Annotated in this window: 1 protein-coding gene; it reads left to right on the top strand. The window is 40.5% G+C overall.

Annotated features, from left to right (window positions below; translation table 11 throughout):
* Positions 1-160: 160 nt before the first annotated feature.
* The coding region (locus B3I52_RS03980; RefSeq protein WP_293299041.1) for an elongation factor Tu at positions 161-990 on the top strand (830 nt) is incomplete at its 3' end.

Here is a 990-nt window from a genome sequence, read left to right as displayed (position 1 = left end):
TAAGGAAGAGGTCGTGGGTTCAAGTCCCATCTTTGGCTCAAAGTAAAAAACAACTTTGTTGGTTCTGTTGAAAACACAGAAAAAGCAAGGTTTTTTGTATTGAAATTGTATCAAAACAATAATTAAATAAAAAATTTTAACCTACTAATAAGTATAAAAAATGGCAAAAGAAAAGTTTGACCGCAGTAAACCGCACTTAAACATCGGTACAATCGGTCACGTTGACCACGGTAAAACAACCTTAACAGCAGCTATCTCTAAAGTTTTAGCTGATGCAGGTTTATCTGAGGCACGTTCATTTGATTCTATTGACTCTGCTCCAGAGGAAAAAGAAAGAGGTATCACTATCAATACATCACACGTTGAGTATGCAACTGCTAACCGTCACTACGCACACGTTGACTGTCCAGGTCACGCGGATTACGTGAAGAACATGGTTACTGGTGCTGCGCAAATGGATGGTGCTATCATCGTGGTAGCTGCTACAGATGGTCCAATGCCACAAACTCGTGAGCACATCCTTTTGGCTCGCCAAGTAGGTGTACCTGCATTAGTAGTTTTCATGAACAAAGTGGATATGGTTGACGACCCTGAGTTGTTAGAACTAGTTGAAATGGAAATTCGTGAGTTATTATCTTTCTATAACTTCCCTGGTGATGATACTCCTGTTATTCAAGGTTCAGCATTAGGAGGCTTAAACGGCGATCCGAAATGGGTAGCTAAAATTATGGAGTTAATGGATGCAGTAGATAGCTTTATTCCAATTCCTCCACGTTTGACAGATCTTCCTTTCTTGATGCCTGTTGAAGACGTATTCTCAATCACTGGTCGTGGTACTGTTGCTACAGGTCGTATTGAGCGTGGTGTAATCAACTCTGGTGATCCAGTTGAAATCTTAGGTATGGGTGCTGAGAACTTAAAATCTACAGTAACAGGTGTTGAGATGTTCCGTAAAATCTTAGATTACGGTGAAGCTGGTGATAACGTAGG

The organism is Pedobacter sp. UBA4863, assembly GCF_002399615.1.
Lineage (GTDB): Bacteria > Bacteroidota > Bacteroidia > Sphingobacteriales > Sphingobacteriaceae > Pedobacter.
This window is presented reverse-complemented; position numbering and strand designations above follow the sequence as displayed.